This is a genomic window from Cytobacillus firmus, assembly GCF_023657595.1.
GTDB lineage: Bacteria > Bacillota > Bacilli > Bacillales > Cytobacillaceae > Cytobacillus > Cytobacillus firmus_B.
In genome coordinates, this window is sequence record NZ_CP098323.1 from 1257890 (window position 1) to 1272804 (window position 14915).

The following is a 14915-nucleotide window of genomic DNA, read 5'->3' on the forward strand; positions in this document are numbered from 1 at the left end:
TTAATAACACATAAAAAACGGGACTCCAGCATGGAGCCCCGTTTTTTTATTTCGCTTCGGTTCCAGCTTCACCTTCAGCTTCAGGTTTATCAAGAACTCCTTTTAGTTCCTTATCTTTAATATCAACATCAGCAGCCTTTAGTTCACGATCCATTGCCTGCTGTATTTTCTCGCCATCAAGCTTGGAGACTTTTACTTGATATTCCATTTCTTTCTTCATTTCATCAAAGGACTTTTTCTCTTTTTTCTCAGTTACTTGAATAATATGGAAACCATGTTCTGATTGAACAGGGGCGCTGATTTCATTAACATCAAGTGCATAAGCTGCCTCTTCAAATTCAGGAACCATTTTACCTGGGCCGAACCAGCCTAAATCTCCGCCATTTGCAGCAGATCCAGGGTCTTTAGAATATTCTTTGGCCAGATCTTCAAACTTTCCGCCTTCATCAAGCTTTTTCTTTACTTCGTTCGCCGTTTTTTCATCCTCTACCAGGATATGGCGTGCTTTAATTTCCGGCTTGTAGTTATCGTAGTATTCTTTAACTTCTTTTTCTGTTGCTTCAATATCCTTAATAGCGGCTTTTTCCTGAAGCAAGCCTGTTTTAAAGGTTTCCCTTAAATCTTCTTCATCCTTATAGCCATATTGCATAAGTGCCATCTCGAAGTTAGCGCCAAGCTGCTGTTTTAGTTCATCAATTTTCTCGTTAAGTTCCTTGTCTGTTACTTTGTATTTATCAGAAAGAACTTTTTCATAAATGAGCTCCTGGAGCGCCTGTTCGCCGTATTTTTCCTTCATTGCTTCATAAAGCTCGTCCTTCGTAATGTTTCCGCTCTTTGTTTCAACAACAACATCTCCTGAGTCGCCGCCGGTGCTGCTGCATGCGCTTAATCCAATTACTCCAGCTGCAATGGAGAGCGATAGCATCCATTTCTTCATGTTGAACACTCCTAAATTAATTTTCAAATTTGGCTCTGGAGAGCTTGACTGCTGTCTTCTGCTGAATTTTTAGACTTCTTAAAAACCAGCAATTGCCTTCACAGTGCCTTCATTTATCACATTCTCTACTATACCATAAATGAAAAAAATAACAAAAGAAGAAAGTAATGCTTGGTTCATAAACCATTGTTTTTTAAAAAAATTTGGGTATTCGCCCATCCCATTCAGGACAATTGTACATATGATACATGGAACCCTCTGATGGGAGGTTTCAAGCAGCCTAAAAAAGTTTGGATAGCCGGGATAGAAGCCTATCCGACAACAGAGGCAAATGAATAGGATATGGTAGCAACCTGAAGGGGAGGTGTTATCCATGGGTGCTGGATACGGCGGAGGTTTCGCGTTAATCGTTGTATTGTTTATTTTATTAATCATTGTAGGCTGCGCGTGGCTGTAAATCTAGGTTGGCATAGGGTCTGACAGGGCCCTGTGCCGGAATTTGAGAGGAGGCAACCATATGTCTGGAGGACATGGATGCGGCGGAGGTTTTGCGTTAGTTGTCGTGCTGTTCATTTTGTTAATCATCATTGGAGCTTCTTGTTTTTGCTAAGCTTTGATGTGTGAAATTAATGTATATATAAAAAGCGGCGGAAATTTACCGCCGCTTTTGCTCATGGTAAGAGCGCTCAGGATATCCTAAGCATACAAGATTTCTACAAATGAAGAGATTAGCAATATGGTGATAAGAATGTTAATGGTTCTGAATACTTTGGGCTGCCGTTCCTCAGGAATCTCTTTTTGGAGACAAAGCGAATTTGTCATCTTGTTGATATAAAATAAAATAAAAACGGCAAAAATAATAAAGATGGAGATCATCCAAGATTCCCTCCTTGGGCAGTCATATGATTGCTGTAACATGTTTTGTCTGTTAATTACAATAACAAAGTTCACGAAAAAAAGATAGTATTTAAGATTGCCTGTCAGGTAAGTAAAAGGTATCCTTTGTCAGGATACCCGGGATTACTGCTAATGGTTCGAACGAAGTAAAATCTCAAATCCATCTTCATTTTCTTCTACATAAGATTGATTTGGAGCATTAAGGACGTTTTTTGCGCAGACAATGTCAGAAAAAGACAGGCCTGCATGGAAAGCAAACAGAATGACTAAATAATGTACATAATGAGGAAAAACAAAGCAAGCAGCCAGAAGCAGGCTGTTTATAATGAACATAGGTGCCAGAGTGGCAGTCAGGAAAAGCCGTTTTGAAATAGGCTCCGTTATTCGGATATATATAATTGGCATAAATCCATATTTAATAATCAGCTGTTTTTTTACGATAATTCCAAGGTGTGCAATTGGAAGGTAGTGAAGCAGCTTATGGACTGGATACATTAGCCATAGTCCCGCTGCAAAGAAAATGAAATAATTATCGTAAAAGGAACCTGGCATAAATACATATGTTGCAGGAACATATGTAAATATGAAAGTAGCCAGCATGGTTAAGGAAGACAAAATAAAAAGTCTCTGCGATCCATATTGCTTCGTGAAGTTAATCGTCTTCCAGCAATTCATCATAAAAATACCTCCACAAGGAGTAAAATAGTAATCTTTCAAACTCACTTATGATACTTTACGATGAATAAATAAAAAAATCAATAGGGAAAACAAACAGATTTTGTCGAAAAAAACTTTAAAAAAATGAAACCAATGTGAAGCAGTGAGCAACCGTTTTCATAAATACAAAGCGAATGCATGTGATTCGCTTTGTAAGGGTTTACATATTGTTGGAAGGAACTTTTTTAATTAAGCAAGTTCCTTTTCTGCTTGTTTCTTCTTTAATTTGCCCTCATCTTCATCAAATTGATTTTCAAGGTTTGCAAAGGATTTTTCAAAGATCTCCATGAAATCGTCACCATATATATTACGGACTATTGCCATGATTTCGATGATGTCAGGAAATTTTCCATAAAGCTCTCTTAGTGGCATTGCACCAGAGAACACGGCGTTTTTTTCAGGTGAATAGGTTTCCATAAGACTTAATAATACCTTTTCGCCATCCTCAGTCAATTTAATATAGGTATTTCTTTTATCGCTTTCTTTCTTAGAAAATTGAAGAAAACCCCGTTCTTCGAGCTTTTTGGAGAAGTTGAATGCAGTAGAAACATGCATTACACCAAACTTGGCAACATCGGAAATCGATGCTCCGTTTAAATGGTAGGCAATCCATAAAATATGATGTTCATTAATGTTTAAATCGTAGGGTTTTATCCATTGCTGCCAATCTTTTTCTATAGACTTCCACAGGGCTTTACTCAGCTGTGCCACTCTCTGGCTGAAAATCATTGCTTCCTTTATAGAAATTGCTTTGTCCGACATTCAAAAGTTCACCTACTTTGTAAAATTAATTATTCTGGCTATTCAGCCGGAAGTTCATTTTTCTTTTATAGTATCATTATGCCAATAAAACAAAAATTAATAAAGATATAAATTTACAAAATTTTTAGAAATATAATCAAATATTTCTACAAAAGGCTTAAGGTCAAGGGATGAGAGCCCATTTAAAGTTTTAAAAAAATTTGAAGCATTTTAATAATATATTAGTTTTCGTTCCAAAATAAAAAAAATCCTTCTTTTTAACCAAAGAAAAAAGAAGGGTTTTTTTATTTACTTTATATTTGTTTCAAGTTCGTGTATGGCTGCTTCAATTTCCTGCAATTCACGCTGCAGCCTGTGCTGATGGGGAAGGATCTCGTTTTTCCAATTGCTGATTGAATATTTGATGTCACTTGAGAATTCCTTAAAGGCTGTTTTACCTTCCTTAGAAGCAAATGAAGCTGACTCCTTTATGGCCATCAATTCTGTTTTTAATTCTAAAAGCTGCTCTTTCAGAAGGCTTGTGTTTTCTTTAAACTGCTGTCGGGTATCCCTTCCTGAAGCAGGTGCAGTTAATAGGGTGGATATGCCGGCTGCAGCACCGCCAGCTAATAGTCCAAGCAATAACGATTTGGCTTTCATAACCATCACCTCAGAATCTTATTTATATGTCTATTTTACTGCAATCTTCATTTTTCTAAAGCTGAAAATGAAAAATGTTCTATCTATATCTATATCACAAAACATATAAGAGTAAACCATATTCTCATAGCTCCCGGCAAACAGGCATACAATTCAATAGAAGAATATTTTGCGAAAGGGGGAGGCAGGTTGTCCGGAGCAGCGGCGGGGATTTTTGCATTAAGTGTGGTGCTGTTTTTAGGAGGTATTCATTTTTTCCTTTCAATAAAGAAACCCGGAGTCTATCCTCCGAAGTATGTTCTCAAAAAAAGGGCGGCTGCTTTAGCGGCAGGCGGGGCGTTTTTGTTCCTGCTGGGTCTGATTGTGGGCAGTTTCTAAATAGTTTCCAAATAAAAAAGCCCGCTTATTTGCGGGCTTTTTGTATATAATTATTGGCTGATCGTCTGCTGAGTCAGCTTTGTTCTGTTTGCAATTGAATGTGCTACAGGAAAAAGGATTACCATTGCAGCGGTGTTAACTGCAGCTGCAGGAAGTACAACTGCTGCAAATAATGCTGTGAAAGGTCCCGGCAGTCCGACAATCAGGTATGCCGAAGTTAAAAACACAATTCCGGATACGATGGTTCCTGCTGCTGTTAAGACAGCTGCACTGACGATATTCTTCCTGAATTTCTTTACGATCAGGAACAATGCCAAAAATGTGAATGCAGTAACAGGCTTATCAATGATATTCGGGATTAATCCTCCGGGAAAGGTTGTGGTAAACCCGGAAATCAGGCCTGTAACTAAACCTAAAAGCAAAACGCTTCGGGTGTATGGAAAAAGGATAATGCCTAAGAACATCATGGTAAGCATCATGTCCGGTTTCATTCCGAGAAAAAAACCTGGAACAACGGCATGAAGCACTGCGCCCATCCCGACCAATAGGGATAAGGCCACTAAATTTTTTGTATTCAATTCTCATCTCTCCTCTGCTATTCTCTGACTAAGCTCTGTTCGTCTCTCCTGCAGTGCACTCTTTGCCTGCAGCGAAAAACTTTAACTCATTATAACATATTTTACTGTAATTCAAAGGTGTTATATTTATTAATTATTATTTTTAAAAGCTTTCATAAATGCGGCCAGCTTTTCAACATGGTGCTCTGGCACAGCATTGTAAATGGATGCGCGGCACCCCCCGATAGAACGGTGTCCGCCAAGCCCGACGAACCCTGCTTCTTTTGCCTGTATCTGAAATTCCCTGGAGAGATCTTCGCTGTGAAGATTAAAAGTAACATTCATATGGGACCTGCTGTTTTTATGGGCATGCCCTATGTAAAAACCTTCACTTTCATCAATAACATCATAGAGCATTTTTGCCTTCTTCTCATTGGCCTTTTCAATCTGCTGAAGGCCGCCTATCTGCTCTGCCCACTGAAGCACAAGTGACAGTAAATAGATTGAAAGAGTAGGAGGCGTGTTATATAAAGAGTTGTTATTGGCAAATGTATTGTAATTCAGCATTATAGGGAGCGTTTCAGAAGATCTTTTTAATAGTTCTTTTCGGATAATGACTACTGTTACACCGGAAGGGCCGAGATTTTTCTGGGCACCGGCATAGATCAAATCAAATTGGTCTACTATCAAAGGACGGCTTAAAATATCGCTTGACATATCTGCTACTACCGGTGTTTTTTTATTTGAAGGAAAGCTTTGCCATTGTGTGCCGTAGATTGTATTGTTGCTGGTAATATGAAGATAGGCAGCATTGTCCGGCATATCATCTTGACTAAATTCAGGGATAAAGCTGTATTTTTGTTCCTTACTGGAGGCAGAAATGACGGTTTCGCCAATTTTATCTGCTTCTTTTAAAGCCTTCTCGGACCAGGAACCACTAAGAATATAATGGGCTGCCTGGTCTTTTCCCAGCAGGTTCATCGGCACCATGGAAAACTGGAGACTTGCCCCGCCCTGAATAAAAAGCACTTCAAAGTCATCCGGGATTGCCAGCAGTCTTCTTAAGCGTGTGATTGCCTGATCATGTACTGCCTGATATTCGTTGCTTCTATGGCTCAGCTCCATTATGCCCATTCCTGTATTGCCAAAGTTCAGCAAACTCTTTTCCGCTTCTTTTAATACCTCTTCCGGCAGGGCTGCGGGACCTGCATTAAAATTTAGAGCACGGTACATTTTTCTCCCTCCAAATATAAAATCAATTCACTATAACGCTGTGAAGAAATAAAGATAGTTAATATGTTAACAAATTATATTGATTTGTACAGAGAAAAAAATGAACATTTTGAAAAATTGGAGAAAAAATTCCCCCTGCAGAAACAGGAGGATCAGAGGGTTACAGATGCTTTTTTATGGCATCAGAGATTTCCTTAAGATCTGAAGCTGAGTAATCAGATTGATGTGATTTCCACACTACCCCTAAGCCATCTCCGTCACCATAACGGGGAATAAGGTGGGAGTGGAAATGGAAAACGGTCTGTCCGGCGTGTTCACCATTGTTATTAATTAAATTCAGGCCAATTGGATCGAATTCGACCTTAATGGCTCTGGCAATCTCCGGAACAGCTTCGAAGTAGTTCCGGGCTGTTTCAGCATCCATTTCATATAAGTTTTCTTTATGTACTTTCGGAATGACAAGTGTATGCCCTTTTGTGACCTGGCTTATATCCAGAAATGCCATCACATGCTCATTTTCAAAAACTTTGGCTGAAGGAATCTCGCCATTGATTATTTTACAGAAAATACAATCGTTCATTATGTCAGCTCCTAACCAGATATCTTTTTCACAATTCTACCATATCCTCCAAAAAACAAAAAAGCAAAAGGGGATGGGATTATGGCGTGGGTCTAGTCATAAAAAATGGCTCTTTTCGCATAAATTGTTGTTTTCGCCTATCAATACTGTCCGTTGATTTCCGCTCCAATCAACTAAGCAAACTAATCTAGTTATTAAAAAGCAACAAACTTTACGAAAACAGCTTAAAAAATAAAAGGCAGGATCCGCTTGGAATCCTGCCTTCGTGAAGGGGAAGCTTCTATTGGTACGTTTCTATTTCAGGTGAATTCTCTTTAACAAACACCTCATTTATGAATGAATTGTGTTCATATCTAGAGAAAATCGATCTTTGTTCAATCGGACCATCCCCTTATTTTCTTTATAAGCTTTTACAGGCGTATAAAGCATGGATGATAGTCTTTAACAAACACCTCATTTAAAAAATGACTTAGTGACCACTTACGGGTAAAGCGATCAAGTGTTTAAGATCATCAGGTTTCATGTGCAATGCAACCATCCCCTTATTAGGAACGTTTGAAGCTTATACTGAAAGGAAACTGTCTGCGACAGACACCTCATTTCAAGTTTTGATCATCTGAATGGTGTTCAAATGACTTGTTTCCCCTTCATAGATTAGAATGTCCCGTCCCGTAATTTATATACAGGAATTTTGTCTAAACTGGACAATTTACTTTGGCTTTTTTTACAATGGACTTATACATAGTAGGAAGGACGTTGAGAATGGCGCTGCTTGAAATTAAAAACGTTACCGGCGGCTATACGAGAAACCCGGTCTTAAAGGATGTCTCCTTTGAAGTGGGTGAACATGAAATCGTCGGCCTGATTGGCCTTAATGGAGCCGGAAAAAGTACGACCATCAAACATGTAATTGGCTTAATGGAACCGAAGGAGGGAGAAATAACGATCAATGGCATGCAATTCCTTAAGGATAAGGAAGGATATCGCAAGCAATTCACTTTTGTTCCGGAAACCCCAATTTTGTATGATGAACTTACACTCGAAGAGCATTTGCGTATTACAGCCATGGCATACGGTCTGCCTGAAACAGAGTATAAACAAAGAGTGGAAACACTGCTGAAGGAATTCAGAATGGAAAAAAGACTGAAATGGTTTCCAGCTCATTTTTCTAAAGGGATGAAGCAGAAAGTAATGATCATGTGCGCTTTTTTGGTGCAGCCGTCATTATACATTGTTGATGAACCATTTGTAGGTCTGGACCCGCTTGGCATTCAGTCACTTCTCGATTTGATGAAGAAAATGAAAGAGAGCGGTGCCGGCATTCTTATGTCTACCCATATCCTGGCAACTGCTGAAAGGTATTGTGATCGTTTTGTGATTTTACATGAAGGCAAAGTAAGGGCGAAGGGAACTTTAGCGGAGCTGCAGCAGCAATTTGCAATGCCGGGAGCAACCCTCGATGATTTATATATCCAGCTCACAAAGGAAGAAGATTATGTTTGATGAAAAACAATTATGGAAGGAGAGATTCGGGAGAACAGTCAAAGAGCTTTCCCGCTATCTCCGATATATCTTTAATGGCCATATTGTCATTGTCATGGTGTTTCTTCTGGGAACTGCAGCTTTTTATTATCAGGAGTGGATAAAAACTCTGCCCGGTGATTTTCCTGCTGCAGCGGTTATAGCAATCATCTTAGCTCTTCTGGTTACATACAGCCCAATTTATACATTCTTTTCTGAAGCAGACAAAATTTTTCTGCTGCCGCTTGAAGACAGGCTTTCAGGGTATTTCAGACGTTCGATGGCAGTCAGCTTTTTTGTGCATGCATATCTCCTTGTTATGGGGCTTGGAGTTTTATTGCCCTTATATGCAGCGGTGAATGATGGCAATTTTAAAGTGTTTTTACCATTTCTGCTCATCCTGCTGATGCTAAAAATGATCAATTTGCTGATACGCTGGAAGATACAATATTATATCGAAACAAGCGTACATGTATTGGATACATGTGTCCGTTATGCTGTTAACGCTGTGTTTCTATATTTTCTATTTAGCGGCGCTTCCCCCATTTTTATGCTGGCAGCAGGTGTGCTGCTGATCCTGCTGTATTTGTTCTTTACCATGAAATCCAGGTATAAAGGGCTGAAATGGGAATATTTGATTGATCAGGAAGAGCGAAGAATGACCTCCTTCTACAGGCTGGCCAATATGTTTACAGATGTTCCAAAGCTGAAAGACCGCGTAAAAAGACGGAAGTGGCTTGATTGGCTGCTTTCAGGAATTCCATTCAAACAGGATGCAACTTTTAAAAACCTTTATGTCCGTACATTTCTCCGTTCCGGTGATTACTTCGGTTTATTCATTCGTTTAACTCTTATTGGTGCTGGAGCAATTTATTTGATTTCGTATGGAATGGGACAAATCCTGCTTGTGCCGTTATTCATGTACTTAACCGGATTTCAGCTGCTGCCGCTATGGAATCACCATCAGGATAAGCTGTGGGTGAATTTATATCCGGTTAAAGAGGATATACAGGAGAAGTCCTTTAAACAGCTGCTGACAGGAATACTTTATGTTCAGGCACTCCTATTATCTCTTGCTGTACTGGCAAATGGCGGATGGCTGGCTTCGCTTTTGGCTTTAGCCGTTGGAGTTTTATTTGCATATGTATATACTCATATCTATATTCAGAAACGGCTGGCAGGCAGCCGGGCTTAAAATGAAACCATTGCTGTCTTTTGTGCGTATATAGAGTCATCCTGAAAAAAGGCAGGTAGGAAAAATGATGGAGTATGAATTAAAGGCTTTTTATGAAATTGAAGAATGGAAGAGACGGATCAACAAGCGCTCCAGCATGCTGAATCGCCTTTCCAAAAAAGCTCAGACAAAGGTAAATAGTATAATACCTGAAAAAGCTCATCAAATTATCACTGACAGCATTAAGAATATGGTAAAGGCCACTTTGGTTGGATCGAATGCACTCACCAGAAAAAAACAATCTGCCGGCCGCAGCCTGGAAAACATGGATCTCATGCTGGAAGAAAAGATTTCGACTTACCGCAAAACAGCTGCTGTCGAAGGTGCCGGAACCGGGGCAGGGGGAATACTCCTTGGCATTGCTGATTTTCCCTTGCTGCTGAGCATTAAGATGAAATTTCTTTTTGAATCTGCCTCTATATATGGATTTGATACAAAAGATTATGAAGAGCGCCTGTTTCTCCTCCATGTCTTTCAGCTCGCATTTTCCAGTGATGATAAAAGGAAAGAAACGCTGAAGCTGATTGAAGAATGGGATGACCGGAAGGAAACACTGGCTGATATGGACTGGAAGGTATTTCAGCAGGAATACCGGGATTATATTGACTTTGTTAAAATGCTCCAGCTGGTGCCGGGTATTGGTGCTGCTGTCGGGGCGTATGCGAACTATAATTTGCTAGATCACTTAGGTGAAACCGCTAAAAATGCTTATCGTATGAGAATTTTAAAGACAGCCCCAAGGCCTGATTAGGCTTGGGGCTGTTTTTAATACTTTGCTTGAGGCGAGTGTGATTCATTGCGGTCATTTTGGGTGGTTATTATGCTAAAACTTAAAACGGCTCATAAAGCAGGCCCACACCACCACAAAAAAATGGGCCAGTCACCTGGCCCACACTCGAATTTCTTCTTATTTTCCTACTTCAACGGAGTCCTTGCTTTCCTGATAGCTATGATAGTTTAAAGCTGCTGCTCCCAGTGTTTTGGCTGCGATCAGCATGGCTTTTTCATCAATATCAAATTTTGGGTGATGGTGCGGGTAATTTTCTGATGTATTTTCAGGTCTTGCCCCTGTAAAGAAGAAGGTGCCTTTCACATGCTGCAGATAGTATGCGAAATCTTCACCGCCCATTTCAGGGTCTGTCTCTTCTGCCCATCTGACTTCATCAATTTTTCCTGCCAGTTCAGCCAGGTATTCGGTTTCCCTTTTATGATTGACAACAGCAGGGTAGCCTCTATGGAACTGATACTCATAGTCACTGTCTGCTGTGTAGCATGTTCCTTTGACAATGCGCTCGATTTCCTCTTCGATATTAGTGCGGACGTCCTCGTTAAATGTGCGGACAGTACCGATCAATTTTGCTCTATCAGCAATTACATTAAATGCGTTATCAGCTACAAAGGAACCAACTGTTACAACGGCAGAGTCAATTGGATTTACTTTTCTGCTGACGATTTGCTGAAGATTGACAACCAGCTGGGAGGCAGTTACAATCGCATCTTTCGTTTTGTGAGGCTGTGCTCCGTGCCCGCCTTTTCCTTGGATGGTAACTTCAAACCTGTCTGCTGCCGCCATAAATGGGCCAACCCGATATTGGATCTTCCCTGTTGGTTCTGATGCCCACAGGTGTGTTCCAAAAATGGCATCGACACCCTCAAGGCAGCCATCTTTGATCATCGAAATCGCTCCGCCCGGAGCATATTCCTCGGCGTGCTGGTGAATCATTACATATGTACCTTCTAATTCATCGCGAAGTTCATTTAGTGCCTTCGCCAGTACAAGTAAAGTTGCCGTATGTCCATCATGTCCGCAAGCATGCATTACCCCAGGGACCAATGATTTATATGGGACATCCTTTTCATCCTGGATAGGAAGTGCATCAAAATCGGCTCTTAAAGCGATGGTCTTTCCTGGTTTGCTGCCATGAATCCTGGCAACCACTCCATTTCCCCCTACATGGCTCCGGACTTCAATCCCCAGATTTTCATAAAAGGTTTTGATATAGTGAGCCGTCTTTTCTTCCTTAAAAGATACTTCAGGATTCTGATGAAGATAGCGCCGGATGGAGACCATTTCATCGTAATAGCTTTCCAGTTTTTTAAATAGTGATTCAGACATGATTTCCTCTCCTATCGATGTAATTTTTCCATTATTATAACATTCTTTAATGGGATAAAGGGAAAAATGTTTTTTTTATGCAAACTTAACATAATAAAAGTAAAGTAGAGATGATAATATAAATTAAGACCAAAATGGGAGGTATTAGTAAGATTGGAAATGCTTAAATCTAAATGGACCTATTTTTTCCTGGCTGTATCCGCATCCATTTTTCTATATTTTCTTGTTGCCGTTACTAACGGACAAACTCTTGATTTTGACCGTTATTTGTCAAAATTCTTTACAGGATTATTTTCAGAAAGCACCCATCCGTTTTTTGAAGCCATGGACAATATGGGGAGTAAAACCGGTGTAGGGATTATTACATTGGCTTTCTTAGCGCTGCTTTGGCTCAAGTATAGGAATTATGAGGCGATGGCAGCTGTTGTTTTTGCTGTTGCAGCGGGAAATGAAGTAAATAAGTGGCTTAAAGAGGCTGTTGGAAGGCCGCGCCCTGATCAGGAGCATCTTGTTGAGGTGGCGAGTCTCAGCTTTCCGAGCGGACACGCGATGATTGGGATGATTCTATATACGTTATTAGCCTATTTTATCATTACCGAGCTGAAGAAATCGTCAGCGAAATGGATCACGGCGATTATAGCCGGCATTTGGATTTTTTTTATGGGGATCAGCCGGATCGTGATGGGTGTACATTATCCGTCTGATATTGCAGCAGGATTTGCAGCAGGCTATATTTGGGTATTCATTTCAATCTCCCTATACACGGCCTTAAAGTCAATGTTCAGAAGAAATTCATATGAGCGGGAATCAGCATAGAAGCAAAAGAGACTATCGCCCGATAGTCTCATTTTGCTTCTATTAGATGAGGAACATGGCTGCAATAGTTGTTACAATTAAGCCAATTGTGACCGGAAGCAGGTTCCGGCGAGCCAGTTCAAAAGCATCTACATTACAGATTGCGGCTGCAGGAATAAGGGCCCAGGGAACCAGTGTGCCACCGCCTACCCAGATGGCAGCTATCTGCCCGAGAGCCGTTAAGGTTGCAGCACCTGTGCCGATAGCTGTCGCAAATAGATTTGCAATGGAGCCTGCAAGTGAGATGCCGGAAAAGCCGGATCCATCAAGCCCCGTAATGGCTCCAACGACAGTCAGTGTAATGGCACCTACCTCTTTGCTTAAAGGGACAACAGATGCTAGCCCCACTCCAAGATCATTAACAATTCCATGCGAGCCCTTTGGCAAAAAGTCTCCTATCATCTGAGAAAATCCAGCGTCCCCCAGATAAAAGAAAGCTGCAATTGGAATGACAGGGCCAAATACTCTAAATCCAAACTGGAAGCCTTCAACTAAATATGCTGTTGTTTTTTCAAGGCCCCTATTACGATGGGCAGCGAGCGTGATCAGCAGGAGAATAAATATCGATGTACCGCCTACCAAAGCTGTTGCGTCACCGCCCTGAAGATCTAACGCAAACATGGCTGCTACATCAGCAGCAAATAAGATTGGAATTAATAACGCAAAAAAACGTTTTTGTTTAAGTGAAAGCAGATGTTTTTGACTGGCATCAGCCTGCAGTTCAGCTGGTGTATCCCCAGTAAGCCCAGTATCTGCAGTCAGCTTGCCGCTTTTCATATCTCTCTTGATAAGATAAAAAGCGGTAATAGTCGTGACTGCACCCATAATAATAACAAGCGGAACACTGGCTGATATGACCTCGCCTACTGGAAGACCAGCAGCATCGGCAGTTAACTTCGGGGCAGCCTGGATTATAAAATCTCCGGATAGTGCGACGCCGTGACCGAACAGGTTCATGGCCATTGCCACACCCAAAGCAGGTAATCCTACCCGGATGGCGACGGGAAGAAGGACGGCCCCCATTAAGGCAACAGCAGGAGATGGCCAAAAAAACCAGGAGATGACCATCATCAAAATTCCGATCGTCCAGTAGGCAAGTGCCGGTGTTCTGATTAACCTGGAAAAAGGAGAGATCATGACATCATTAATTCCAGTTGTGGTCAGTGTCCGGCTCATGGCCACTATAATGGAAATGACCAGTATAGTGGAAAGAAGTTCTGTTATCGCAAATATAAAACTGGTAAAAATACTGCTGATTGAACCGCTTAAGGAGCCGGTAGCTGTAATGGCAATTAAAAAGATGCCCGCAATACAGACAAGCGTTGTATCTCTCTTCATAACCATGAAGCCGATGATGAAGACAATAAAAAGAACATATATCCAATGGATGGCTGTCAGCTCAACTCCCACTTGATTTTCCCCCTTTCAAAATTCCATAAGAGAAGCGCCGGTTTAGGCGAATCACCCGATTCGGAATGTAGTACAGAATATGATGGAATGAAATAAATGGTGATATGAATTGAATCCGTCCAGAGGAGGAGGCTAAAACACACCGGGGGATGTTTCAATAGAATTGCTGACTGATAAAATGAATGTAGAAGGAAAATGTTTTTGCATTAGCGAATACAAGAATAGGAGAAAAGAGGGAAGGGAAAGCCTATGAGATACAGGTCCGTTAATCAAATAATCTTCGCGATAACTTTATCAGCTATTGGGGTTTTGCTTCTTCTTATGAACATAGGTGTCATTTCCTTGGAAATAAAAGAGGTATTTGTCGTAATTTACCCCTTTATCCTATTGGCTGCCGGGTGTTATTATCTGCTGTCATACATACTGAAGAATAGCCGGAGCGGGATGTTTCCCGGGTTATTTCTAATTGTATTTTCAATGCTATTAATCCTTGATCGTCTCGGAGTAATTGAATTCAGGTTTATGGAAATCTGGAAACTCTGGCCCCTGTTTCTTATTTTTATCGGCATTAATATTCTTTTGAAAAAAGATCGTTTAAAGGTACATTTTGAACAGGATTTTCCGGCAGATATCTATGGGAAAGACAAAGGTGCATCGGAGAAAAAAGTTATTAATATCTCAAAATATGAAAGCCCTCAGCCGCTTAAAAATATAAGAGGCTTTTCAATTGGCGATGTGGATTTTAAACAGCCGAATTGGTCTCTCGAGCCGATGGATTTATATACAATGATCGGTGATTATTTTATCGATTTCAGCAAAGCTTTCATCCCGGAGAAAGAGACGCCTGTCATTGTGAGAGGGTGGATTGGCGATGTGAAAATGATCATCCCCGAAAACATTCCGGTGATGATCCAGTCAAATATTAATATAGGAGACATCCGCATTTTTGATCAAAAGACAGGTGACATCAACCGCAGTCTTCAATATAAGTCACCTGGTTATGATGAAGCATCCAGAAAGCTGAAAATCGCTGTACAAGTAAAAATTGGATCCATTCGGATCGATAAAGTATAGGGGTA

At 40.6% G+C, this 14915-nt stretch carries 18 protein-coding genes; 8 read left to right on the forward strand and 10 right to left on the reverse strand.

Features of this window, described 5'->3' with window-relative positions; genetic code table 11:
* Positions 1-46: 46 nt before the first annotated feature.
* Positions 47-937: a peptidylprolyl isomerase gene (locus NAF01_RS06635; RefSeq protein WP_197214586.1), complete on the reverse strand. Its 891-nt coding sequence runs from the start codon at positions 935-937 to the stop codon at positions 47-49.
* Between the two features lie 373 nt (positions 938-1310).
* On the opposite strand from NAF01_RS06635, the gene NAF01_RS06640 reads away from it, so the two are divergent.
* Positions 1311-1394, forward strand: coding sequence for a YjcZ family sporulation protein (locus NAF01_RS06640; RefSeq protein WP_019381424.1), 84 nt, complete (start codon positions 1311-1313; stop codon positions 1392-1394).
* A gap of 60 nt (positions 1395-1454) precedes the next feature.
* Complete coding sequence (locus NAF01_RS06645; RefSeq protein WP_082139012.1) at positions 1455-1547, forward strand: YjcZ family sporulation protein; 93 nt, start codon at positions 1455-1457, stop codon at positions 1545-1547.
* Positions 1548-1633: 86 nt separating this feature from the next.
* On the opposite strand, the gene NAF01_RS06650 is transcribed toward NAF01_RS06645, so the two are convergent.
* The 4 genes from NAF01_RS06650 to NAF01_RS06665 all read right to left on the reverse strand — a co-directional run bounded on the left by NAF01_RS06650 (position 1634) and on the right by NAF01_RS06665 (position 3952).
* Positions 1634-1813 carry a hypothetical protein gene (locus NAF01_RS06650; RefSeq protein WP_009331432.1) on the reverse strand — a complete coding sequence of 60 codons (180 nt, stop codon included), beginning with the start codon at positions 1811-1813 and terminating at the stop codon, positions 1634-1636.
* A gap of 150 nt (positions 1814-1963) precedes the next feature.
* Entirely contained in the window at positions 1964-2512 is a 549-nt protein-coding gene (locus tag NAF01_RS06655) for a DUF3267 domain-containing protein (RefSeq protein ID WP_197207740.1), read from the reverse strand.
* Positions 2513-2740: 228 nt separating this feature from the next.
* On the reverse strand, positions 2741-3313 hold the full coding sequence (locus NAF01_RS06660; RefSeq protein ID WP_048010713.1) for an HTH-type transcriptional regulator Hpr: 573 nt from the start codon (positions 3311-3313) through the stop codon (positions 2741-2743).
* A 288-nt stretch (positions 3314-3601) separates the two neighbouring features.
* Positions 3602-3952: a YtxH domain-containing protein gene (locus NAF01_RS06665; RefSeq protein WP_250801989.1), complete on the reverse strand. Its 351-nt coding sequence runs from the start codon at positions 3950-3952 to the stop codon at positions 3602-3604.
* 189 nt (positions 3953-4141) lie between these two features.
* On the opposite strand from NAF01_RS06665, the gene NAF01_RS06670 reads away from it, so the two are divergent.
* Positions 4142-4330: a membrane protein YhzF gene (locus NAF01_RS06670; protein WP_035326942.1), complete on the forward strand. Its 189-nt coding sequence runs from the start codon at positions 4142-4144 to the stop codon at positions 4328-4330.
* 50 nt (positions 4331-4380) lie between these two features.
* Here NAF01_RS06670 and NAF01_RS06675 read toward each other — a convergent pair whose 3' ends face one another.
* The 3 genes from NAF01_RS06675 to NAF01_RS06685 all read right to left on the reverse strand — a co-directional run bounded on the left by NAF01_RS06675 (position 4381) and on the right by NAF01_RS06685 (position 6700).
* Positions 4381-4908 carry a tryptophan transporter gene (locus tag NAF01_RS06675; protein ID WP_250801990.1) on the reverse strand — a complete coding sequence of 176 codons (528 nt, stop codon included), beginning with the start codon at positions 4906-4908 and terminating at the stop codon, positions 4381-4383.
* A gap of 129 nt (positions 4909-5037) precedes the next feature.
* The gene (gene serC, locus NAF01_RS06680) at positions 5038-6120 is read right to left on the reverse strand and encodes a 3-phosphoserine/phosphohydroxythreonine transaminase (RefSeq protein ID WP_250801991.1); all 1083 of its coding nucleotides are present in this window, start codon (positions 6118-6120) and stop codon (positions 5038-5040) included.
* A gap of 160 nt (positions 6121-6280) precedes the next feature.
* A complete protein-coding gene (locus tag NAF01_RS06685) occupies positions 6281-6700 on the reverse strand; it encodes an HIT family protein (protein ID WP_250801992.1) in 420 nt (139 codons plus the stop codon).
* Between the two features lie 762 nt (positions 6701-7462).
* Here NAF01_RS06685 and NAF01_RS06690 point away from each other — a divergent pair.
* The 3 genes from NAF01_RS06690 to NAF01_RS06700 all read left to right on the forward strand — a co-directional run bounded on the left by NAF01_RS06690 (position 7463) and on the right by NAF01_RS06700 (position 10206).
* Complete coding sequence (locus tag NAF01_RS06690) at positions 7463-8203, forward strand: ABC transporter ATP-binding protein (RefSeq protein ID WP_163143259.1); 741 nt, start codon at positions 7463-7465, stop codon at positions 8201-8203.
* Positions 8196-9416 (forward strand): ABC transporter permease, encoded by a 1221-nt coding sequence (locus tag NAF01_RS06695; RefSeq protein WP_197245404.1) that lies wholly within the window; start codon positions 8196-8198, stop codon positions 9414-9416. Before NAF01_RS06690 ends, NAF01_RS06695 begins: the two co-directional genes overlap by 8 nt.
* A 64-nt stretch (positions 9417-9480) precedes the next feature.
* On the forward strand, positions 9481-10206 hold the full coding sequence (locus NAF01_RS06700) for an EcsC family protein (RefSeq protein ID WP_197245406.1): 726 nt from the start codon (positions 9481-9483) through the stop codon (positions 10204-10206).
* A 156-nt stretch (positions 10207-10362) separates the two neighbouring features.
* On the opposite strand, the gene NAF01_RS06705 is transcribed toward NAF01_RS06700, so the two are convergent.
* Positions 10363-11571 (reverse strand): M20 family metallopeptidase, encoded by a 1209-nt coding sequence (locus tag NAF01_RS06705; RefSeq protein ID WP_197245408.1) that lies wholly within the window; start codon positions 11569-11571, stop codon positions 10363-10365.
* A 159-nt stretch (positions 11572-11730) separates the two neighbouring features.
* Here NAF01_RS06705 and NAF01_RS06710 point away from each other — a divergent pair, with 159 nt between their 5' ends.
* Positions 11731-12387: a phosphatase PAP2 family protein gene (locus tag NAF01_RS06710; protein ID WP_250802429.1), complete on the forward strand. Its 657-nt coding sequence runs from the start codon at positions 11731-11733 to the stop codon at positions 12385-12387.
* A 42-nt stretch (positions 12388-12429) separates the two neighbouring features.
* Here the strand turns inward: NAF01_RS06710 and NAF01_RS06715 are convergent, their stop codons facing one another.
* A complete protein-coding gene (locus NAF01_RS06715) occupies positions 12430-13836 on the reverse strand; it encodes a hypothetical protein (RefSeq protein ID WP_226619829.1) in 1407 nt (468 codons plus the stop codon).
* Between the two features lie 249 nt (positions 13837-14085).
* Between NAF01_RS06715 and liaF the strand changes: the two genes are divergently transcribed.
* Positions 14086-14910 carry a cell wall-active antibiotics response protein LiaF gene (gene liaF / locus NAF01_RS06720; protein WP_434964680.1) on the forward strand — a complete coding sequence of 275 codons (825 nt, stop codon included), beginning with the start codon at positions 14086-14088 and terminating at the stop codon, positions 14908-14910.
* Positions 14911-14915 lie beyond the last annotated feature (5 nt).